Origin of the sequence: Dietzia sp. DQ11-71, from assembly GCF_014144995.1 — a bacterium.
Classification (GTDB): Bacteria; Actinomycetota; Actinomycetes; order Mycobacteriales; family Mycobacteriaceae; genus Dietzia; species Dietzia kunjamensis.
The window spans coordinates 1-8,166 of record NZ_JAALDT010000234.1; the positions used below are offsets into that span (position 1 = coordinate 1).

Consider the following 8,166-nt stretch of genomic DNA (forward strand, 5'->3'; position numbering starts at 1 on the left):
GATCGCTGAAGGGTGCCCGGTCGCGGGTCCGGGCGGGCGGTCGCGAGCGGTTGCGACGAGCGTGAGCACGGGCACAATCGCCCACACGGCTCCACGTCGCGCGCCGCGTCCGGCGTCGTACGGCGGAGACGGAGCCCGCAGGTCCGGACGTCCGATTCCCACCGTGAAGGAGCGTCATGTCCGACAAGAGGTCAGATTCCAAGTCCGCCGCCCGATCCGCGGCCGAGAAGCTCGTCGACAAGGCCGAACAGTTCGCCGACGACCTGGCCGGCAGCGCCGACGTCGTCCCCGGCACCCCGGGGTCGCGACCGCCGACCGTCGCGGAGCCCACCGAGCCGACCAGCCCGCTGCCGCCGAAGGCCGACCAGAAGGGCGCGACCCCGTACGGCCCGACCGGCGCGGAGCCGCCCGGCTCGGTCACCGCCCGCGAGGAGGTCATGCGTCAGCAGGGCCAGTTCCTCACCACCGCCCAGGGCGGGCGCCTGTCCGACACCGATCACTCGCTCAAGGCCGGTCGTCGCGGCCCGGTCCTGCTCCAGGACCACCACCTGCGCGAGAAGATCATGCACTTCGACCACGAGCGCATCCCGGAGCGCGCGGTCCACGCCCGCGGTGCCGGTGCGCACGGGACGTTCGTGGCCAACGGCGCCGCAGCGAGCGTCTGCAAGGCCGGCGTCTTCGCCGAGGGTAAGGAGACCGAGGTCTTCGTCCGCTTCTCCACCGTGCTCGGTAACCGCGGATCCGCCGACACCGTCCGCGACACCCGTGGGTTCGCGACCAAGTTCTACACCGACGAGGGCACCTGGGACCTGGTCGGTAACAACATCCCGGTGTTCTTCATCCAGGACGCGATCAAGTTCCCCGACGTCGTCCACGCCGCCAAGCCGCACCCGGATCGCGAGATCCCGCAGGCCCAGAGCGCGCACGACACCTTCTGGGACTTCGTCTCCCTGCACACCGAGGCGCAGGCCCACACCCTGTGGAACATGTCCGACCGCGGAATCCCGCGCTCGTTCCGGATGATGGAGGGCTTCGGTGTCCACACGTTCCGGATGATCAACGACGCCGGCGAGACCAGCCTGGTGAAGTTCCACTGGAAGCCCCACCTCGGCGTCCACTCGCAGGTGTGGGAGGAAGCCCAGATCACCGCCGGCATGGACCCGGACTTCCACCGCCGCGACCTGGCCGACGCGATCGAGTCCGGCGCGTTCCCGAAGTGGGACCTGGGCATCCAGGTCTTCCCGGACACGGTCGACGAGAACGGTGTCAGCGAGATGTTCCACGGCATCGACCTGCTCGACCCGACCAAGATCGTCCCCGAGGAGCTCGCGCCGGTCCAGGTCATCGGCACGATGACGCTCAACGCCAACGTCAAGAACTTCTTCGCGGAGACCGAGCAGGTCGCGTTCCACCCGGGCCACCTCGTGCCGGGCATCGACGTCACGAACGACCCGCTCCTGCAGGGCCGACTGTTCTCGTACCTGGACACCCAGCTCACCCGGCTGGGCGGGCCGAACTTCGGCCAGATCCCCATCAACCGCCCCCACGCCCCGGTCAACGACATGCTCCGCGACGGCTTCCACCAGTCCGCCGACCACGTGGGCGTGGCGCCGTACCAGCCCAACAGCCTCGACGGTGGGTGCCCGTTCATGGCTGGCACGACCGACGGTGCGCTGGTGGAGGTGGCGCAGCAGATCGCCGACGCGCAGGTCGTCCGCGACGCCCCGGCGACGTTCGACGATCACTACTCGCAGGCGACGCTGTTCTACACCAGCCTTACCGAAGTGGAGAAGGCGCACGTCGCCGAGGCGTACACCTTCGAGCTGGGCAAGTGCTACGAGGAGGCCATCAAGATCCGCCAGGTCGAGCAGCTCGCGCACATCGACCATGACCTGGCCGTCACCGTCGCGTCGGGGTTGGGGCTGCCCGCGCCCGCGAAGGTCCCCGTGGCCGAGGTCGTCACCAGCCCGGCCCTGTCCCAGATCGGCAAGGAGTGGCCGTCCGACGGGCGCCAGATCGGCATCCTCGTCACGGAGAACTCCGACGTCGCCGCGGTCAAGGAACTCGAACAGGCCGTGTTCGACGACGACATGGTCCCGCTCGTGATCGGCCCGGTCGGCGGCAGGCTGGGCGCGGGCGAGCCCGACGCGACGGTCGCGATCTCGCGGACCTATCAGACGCAGCGGTCCATCGAGTTCGATGCCCTCGTCGTCGTCGACCTCCCCGCCCACCCGCGGACCGACGTGCTCATCAGCGAGATGTACCGTCACAAGAAGGCCATCGCCACCCTGGCGCCCATCGACCGGTACGTCGACTTCGGACTGACCTCGGACACGCCGGGCGTGGTCGCGGTCGACGCGGCGGCCGGCGTGCTGCCCGCACTCAAGCCGCTGCTGGCCACCCACCGGGCGTGGGAGCGGCCCGACCCGGCCCGCATCTGACGCAGGGCACGGAGCAGTAGCCGGACACCGTGGGTCGGGGATCGCGAGAGGTCCCCGACCCACGGCGTGCGCGGGTAGCGTCTCGGCCATGAGCGACCACCCCGCCACCCGTGAGGCCGCCGCCCGCGAGAGTCCTGCCGGTCTCCGCCTCGAGGCGCGGCGGGTGATCACGGCTCCGGCGGACCGCGTGTTCGCCGTACTGTGCGATCCGGACGGCCACGTGGCGATCGACTCCTCGGGGATGCTCCAGGCTGCCGAAGGATCGGTGGTCACCGCCGAGGGCGACCGGTTCGTCGTCCACATGGACCGCGAGTCCCTCGGCGACTACGACATGGGCGAGTACGACGTCACGGTGATCATCACCCGGTTCGAGCCGGACGCCGAGATCGCCTGGACCATCGACGGGGCCATCACGCCCCCGATCGGCCACACCTACGGCTACCGCCTCATCCCGCTGGGCACTGGCGATAACGGCGATGGCGACGGCGCCGAGGGGGCGCGTACCGAGGTCGTCAGCTACTACGACTGGTCCGACGCGCACCCGAAGTGGCGCGACTCGGGAGTACTGCCGGTGCTGGACGCATCGGCGCTCAAGGCGACGCTCGGAATCCTCGACCGGGCGGTCAGGAGGGGATATGTCCGCGGCTGATCCGAATGCCCACCGGCCGGACCTGTGGTTCTCCCGCGACGGCATGGAGCTGCGCGCGGTGGACTCCGGGCCCGCCGACGGCGAGGCGATCGTCCTGCTCCACGGGTTCCCGCAGCGCACCTCCAGCTGGGACCTCGTGGCGCCGCTCCTGCACGCGGCCGGGTACCGCACCCTGGCGCTGGACCAGCGCGGGTACTGCGAGTCCGCCCGCCCCCGTGGTCGACGCGCGTACCGACTGTCGGAACTGGTGGGGGACGTCCTCGCCCTGCTCGACGCCGCCGGCCTGCCCGACGCCCACGTGGTGGGTCACGACTGGGGCGCCGCCGTGGCGTGGGGTGTCGCCGGGGCGCACCCCGACCGCATCCGCAGCCTCACCGCCGTGTCGGTCCCCCACCCCGCCGCCTTCCTCAAGGCCATGGTCGCCTCCGATCAGCTACGGCGATCCTGGTACATCGGGCTCTTCCAGCTGCCGTTCCTGCCGGAGCGACTGCTCACCTCGGCCGGTCCGCTGCCCGAGAAGGCCCTGGCCGGGATGGGGATGACGCCCGAGATGATCGAGCGCTACCGGCGTGAGATGGTCGCCGCCGGCGCGATCCCCGGGGGACTCGGCTGGTACCGGGCCCTGCCCTTCGCCTCACCGTCCCGATCGACCGCGCCGGTCCGTGTGCCCACCACGTTCGTGTGGAGTGACCGCGACCCGGCCCTGGGCCGCGGGGGCGCCGAGCGGACCCGCCACCACGTGGACGCCGACTACCGGTTCGTCGAGATGGGCGGGGTCAGTCACTGGATCCCCGACGAGCGGCCGGCAGAGCTGGCCGATGCGATCGTGGCCCGGGCCCGGTCGGCCGAGGACGGCTCGGGTCCCGGGGCCTGAGCTCCACCACACCGGGTGCGCGCGGCGCGGCGTGGTGTCACGCTGGGCCGATGTTCTTCATCTTCGGCTTCAAGAACTCGTCCCGGAACCTCGGGCTCTCCCAGGCCACGTGCCCGAACTGCGGCAACGTCGCCGCACAGCGGGTCGACCGTCGGAAGCGGGCGTTCTCCCTGTTCTTCGTCCCCATCATCCCGCTGGGGTCGTCGTACACCGCCACGTGCACGGCGTGCGGCATCACCACCAAGATCGACCGGTCGCGGGCCGACGGGATCCTGTCCGGCGCGTACTGATCCGGCCGCTCAGCTCTCCCGCGCCGCCACCGGCCGGGCCTTCTCCTCCCACGGCGGCGGGATCGTGGCGGCGACCGCTGCGGCCAGGAGGGTCGCGCCGCAGCCGAACATCAGACCGACCCGGAATCCGGTCTCGGTGGGGACGAACAGCCCCTCGAAGTCCATGGACATCTGGGTGAGCAGCACGCCGAGCACCGCGGCAGAGGTCGTGGTGCCGATGGAGCGCATGAGTGTGTTGACGCTGTTGGCCGAGCCCATCTCGGAGGTGGGCACCGAGGCCATGATCAGCGCGGGCATCGCACCGTAGGCCAGCCCCACTCCGCCGCTCACCACGATGCCGACGGTCATCACACCCCAGGTCGATCCCATGAGGAACAACCCGGACGCATAGCCGACCGCGACCACCAGCGCTCCCAGGATGAGCGTGGTCTTGGGACCGCGGGTGCCGATGAGTCGCCCGCTGAGTGGGGAGACCGCCATCATCGCCAGCCCGCCGGGCGCGCTCCACAACCCCATGGCCACCATCGACTGGCCCAACCCGTGCCCGGTCTCGACCGGGAGCTGGAGAATCTGGGGCATGATCAGCAGCTGCGCATAGAGGCCCATGCCGATGGTCACCGAGGCGATGTTGGTCATCAGGACGGGGCGACGGGCGGCAACCCGCAGGTCCACGATGGGTGACGGGTGCCGAAGGACCCACAGTGCCCATCCGGGCAGCGACACCGCGGTGAGGGCCAGCAAGCCGAGGGTCAACGGGGAGCCCCAGCCCCAGTCGGCGCCCTTGGACACCGCGAGCAGCAGCGAGATGAGGGCGATCGCGAGCCCCACTGCGCCGATGACGTCGAGCGTGCCGTCCGGTTTGGCGGCCGGCAGCGTCCGGAGACGCACCATCATCATCACGATGATCGCCACGCCCAGGGCCCCGGACCCCCAGAACATCCACTGCCACGAACCGTATTGCGCCAGGGCGGCCGCCGCCGGGAGCCCGAGCGCTCCTCCCACTCCGAGCGACGAACTCATCAGACTGATCGCCGGTGCGAGTCGACGCGCCGGGAGGATCTCGCGCATCGTGGCGATGCCGATGGGGATCACACCGATTCCCACGCCCTGCAGGGCGCGCCCGATGAGCATCGGCCACAGCGAGGTGGCCAGTGCGCACAGCACCGAGCCGACGACCATGACCGCCGTGCAACCGATGAGCACGTACTTCTTCGGATAGAGGTCTCCCAGTCGTCCCATGAGCGGACCGGCCACCGCTCCGGCGAGCAGCGTGATGGTGACGACCCAGGAGGCGTTGACCGCGGAGGTGTTGAGAATCGCCGGCAGCATGCCCAGCAGCGGGATGACCAGCGTCTGACTGAGAGACATGACGATGCCGCCGAAGGCGAGGACCGCGATGAGACCGTTCTCGTCCGACCGGACGGTGTCGGCGTCCCCACCGCGCGTTCGTGCCATCATCCCGTGTCCTTCCGACCGAGGCTCGCTTCCGGAGCCTCTCGTCGGACATTACAGACAGGTGTCGAACGGGTTCTCGTTCCGGGCACGGCCACCGTGTTCGACATGGCGGTCCGACGTGGCGGAATCCTCGCCCACTATCGTCTGCCGCTGTCCGCAGTGCGACGATGAGCGGGTGGACACCACCGGCTCGACCCGGCGGATCACCCGCCGGCCCACCGTCTCCGTGGGGGCGTTCCTCGCCGTCACGGCCGTCGCACTGACCGCCGCCGTCACGGCCCCGGCCACCGCGAACGCCCAGGACTCCTCCGAGGCCATCCCGCGACTGTTCCCCGCTCCCGACCGCGTGATCGCCGTGGGCGGCTCACCCACGGGGCTGTGCGCGGGCGCGATCTCCACCACGCTCGACGGCGACGGGTACCCGGACACGGCGTCCGTCGCCTGGGCCTTCGCCATCGCCGGGGTGGGTCCGTGCAACCTCACCGCCACCCTCTCGTGGCGCAACCTCGACACCGGGGCCACCGGGGAGAAGATCGCGCAGGTCCCGTTCCCGCGGATCTCGACGGGCATCCCCGATCCGATCTCCCACCCCTACGAGGCGCAGATCTCCACCGGCCCGGGCCGGGTCGAATACCGACTCACCGCCACCGGCGGGGCCGTCGCCGGGCCGATCGTCGTGCAGACGGTCGCCTACGACGGCTGACGACGCCGGGGGCGCGCAGCACCCGGACCGGGCGGGCGTTCCGGGCCGAGCATTTTGTTGGTTGCCAAACCGGTTCCAGTAGGGGACGTGAGCATCCCAGGATGTGCTCTGGGCAGCGCGGGTCTTCACGTGGGCTCCATCGCGGATCTTGATGTGGATCGCGTCCAGGAACACCACCGGGTAGAACGCCTCCAACGGGCGGTGCTGCCAGGCGGCGACTTCGTCCAGGACCGCGTCGGTGACGTTGGCGATGGACTCGTGCGACAGCTCCACCCCCAGGGTCCGCGCGAGGTGGTGCTCGATCTCCCGGACGGTCATTCCGCCGGCGTACAGCGAGATGATCTGGTCCTCCAGCCCGCCGAGCCGGCGGGCGCCCTTCGGGACGAGCTGGGAGGCGAACGAGCCCTGCCGATCGCGGGGCTGATCCAGCTCCACCGGGCCGACCTCGGTGGCCACGGTCTTGCGCGAAGTGCCGTTGCGGTGGTTTCCGTCCCCGCCACGGGCGTGGGCATCGCGGCCCAGATGCTCGGTCAGCTCGGCGCCCATGCCCCGCTCAAGGACGGCCTTGAGCATCTCGTTCAAAAAGCCGTCCTTGCCAGTCAACTCCAACCCTCGCGAACGGGTCTCGGCGAGTACGTGATCAATCAGCGCATCCGAGAACACCTCCCGGCGAAGCCCAGCAGCATCTGATACATCCGTAGCGTCGTGGTCGTCAACAGCCATAGCGTTCATGATTCCTCCTCCGGATCAACTCACACAGACCATCTGACACGCCCCGTCGAAAGTCTCTGCCACCAGTGGGTCGGTACGCGACCAACTCATCGCGCTTCTCACGGCCCAAGCCGACCTGATTGACCAGGCGCCGCTGAACATTACGACTCTGGCTTGGCTGTCAATCGGATCAGTCGGCGGCGATCCTGCCGATTCGGCCGCGATCACCTCACTGCGTAGTCGAGTCATCGAGGAATACCGGCAGCCCTTTGACCGCATCCTCACACATCCTGACGTTCGAGCACAGCTCGGCAACGTCGACACCACCTTCGCGATCGTTCAACTCCTGGGTCCCGTCGTGTTCGCTCGCCTTACTGGGCTCTGCACCGTCGACCACGACGGATGCGTGCAACTCGTTGATGATTTTCTTGCTGCCCGCAAGCAGGGAGGCGAACCCATCCCGGCCGAGTCCATCCACGACCTGAACCGCTGTGAGTCTTGGGGTGGCTGGTCTGGGACCGGCTGGCAAGGATAGGAGTTGGCCGCATCACCCCGGTCGTGACTCATGAACCGCCCGGCCCCCTCGGGGTGCCCTACTAGGGATTTGTCCAACCGGGGTGAGGCAGCCGACGCCGTCCTGGCCCACCTCGGTGACTTGATCAGAAGGCTGTCCGCTCCATAAGGAACGTGACTCATCACAGTGCTGCCCCGAAGTGACTCCTACCCAGACCGGCGCCGGCCACCAGCGGCCGGACCGCTGTCCCTGAGTAGGAAGGACCCGAGCCGCTATGACCATCGTCGCGCATGCTCACCCATTCGTCATCGGCGTTGATACCCACGCACGCAATCACGTCTTGGCAGTCCTGGCTGCCACTGGTGAGGTTATCGATACCGCCCAGTTCCCGACGACCGCCGCGGGGATGGCCCGCGCGATTTCGTGGGCCACCCGCCGCACCGGCGGTGATCAGTCCGCCCTCTGGGTGATCGAGGGAGTTGCCTCCTACGGTGTTAGGGACACCTTTCGGAAAGCAGGGTTCTGATGA

The 8,166-nt window shown here is 69.3% G+C and carries 6 protein-coding genes and 3 pseudogenes; 7 read left to right on the top strand and 2 right to left on the bottom strand.

Annotated features, from left to right (window positions below; genetic code table 11):
* The first annotated feature begins 176 nt into the window (after positions 1 to 176).
* The 4 genes from G6023_RS09045 (at position 177) to G6023_RS09060 (ending at position 4,254) form a co-directional block, all read left to right on the top strand.
* Positions 177 to 2,441 carry a catalase gene (locus tag G6023_RS09045; RefSeq protein ID WP_182635094.1) on the top strand — a complete coding sequence of 755 codons (2,265 nt, stop codon included), beginning with the start codon at positions 177 to 179 and terminating at the stop codon, positions 2,439 to 2,441.
* Positions 2,442 to 2,529: 88 nt separating this feature from the next.
* Positions 2,530 to 3,090 (top strand): SRPBCC family protein, encoded by a 561-nt coding sequence (locus G6023_RS09050; protein WP_182635095.1) that lies wholly within the window; start codon positions 2,530 to 2,532, stop codon positions 3,088 to 3,090.
* Positions 3,077 to 3,964 carry an alpha/beta fold hydrolase gene (locus tag G6023_RS09055; protein ID WP_182635097.1) on the top strand — a complete coding sequence of 296 codons (888 nt, stop codon included), beginning with the start codon at positions 3,077 to 3,079 and terminating at the stop codon, positions 3,962 to 3,964. Before G6023_RS09050 ends, G6023_RS09055 begins: the two co-directional genes overlap by 14 nt.
* A gap of 50 nt (positions 3,965 to 4,014) precedes the next feature.
* The gene (locus tag G6023_RS09060) at positions 4,015 to 4,254 is read left to right on the top strand and encodes a zinc-ribbon domain-containing protein (protein WP_182635100.1); all 240 of its coding nucleotides are present in this window, start codon (positions 4,015 to 4,017) and stop codon (positions 4,252 to 4,254) included.
* 9 nt (positions 4,255 to 4,263) lie between these two features.
* Here the strand turns inward: G6023_RS09060 and G6023_RS09065 are convergent, their stop codons facing one another.
* Entirely contained in the window at positions 4,264 to 5,712 is a 1,449-nt protein-coding gene (locus tag G6023_RS09065; RefSeq protein WP_182635102.1) for an MFS transporter, read from the bottom strand.
* A 172-nt stretch (positions 5,713 to 5,884) separates the two neighbouring features.
* Here G6023_RS09065 and G6023_RS09070 point away from each other — a divergent pair, with 172 nt between their 5' ends.
* Positions 5,885 to 6,412, top strand: a complete 528-nt coding sequence (locus tag G6023_RS09070; protein ID WP_182635104.1) for a hypothetical protein — start codon at positions 5,885 to 5,887, stop codon at positions 6,410 to 6,412.
* Between the two features lie 111 nt (positions 6,413 to 6,523).
* On the opposite strand, the pseudogene G6023_RS09075 reads toward G6023_RS09070, so the two are convergent.
* Positions 6,524 to 7,144: pseudogene (locus G6023_RS09075) on the bottom strand (transposase); the annotation flags it as partial.
* A gap of 52 nt (positions 7,145 to 7,196) precedes the next feature.
* On the opposite strand from G6023_RS09075, the pseudogene G6023_RS15965 reads away from it, so the two are divergent.
* A pseudogene (locus G6023_RS15965) lies at positions 7,197 to 7,658 on the top strand (TetR family transcriptional regulator C-terminal domain-containing protein); the annotation flags it as partial.
* Positions 7,659 to 7,911: 253 nt separating this feature from the next.
* Positions 7,912 to 8,130, top strand: a pseudogene (locus G6023_RS09085) (IS110 family transposase); the annotation flags it as partial.
* Positions 8,131 to 8,166 lie beyond the last annotated feature (36 nt).

Coding starts and splice junctions, on each gene's coding strand:
- G6023_RS09045 (WP_182635094.1), top strand. CDS start 177: ATGTCCGACAAGAGGTCAGATTCCAAGTCCGCCGCCCGATCCGCGGCC.
- G6023_RS09050 (WP_182635095.1), top strand. CDS start 2,530: ATGAGCGACCACCCCGCCACCCGTGAGGCCGCCGCCCGCGAGAGTCCT.
- G6023_RS09055 (WP_182635097.1), top strand. CDS start 3,077: ATGTCCGCGGCTGATCCGAATGCCCACCGGCCGGACCTGTGGTTCTCC.
- G6023_RS09060 (WP_182635100.1), top strand. CDS start 4,015: ATGTTCTTCATCTTCGGCTTCAAGAACTCGTCCCGGAACCTCGGGCTC.
- G6023_RS09065 (WP_182635102.1), bottom strand. CDS start 5,712: ATGATGGCACGAACGCGCGGTGGGGACGCCGACACCGTCCGGTCGGAC.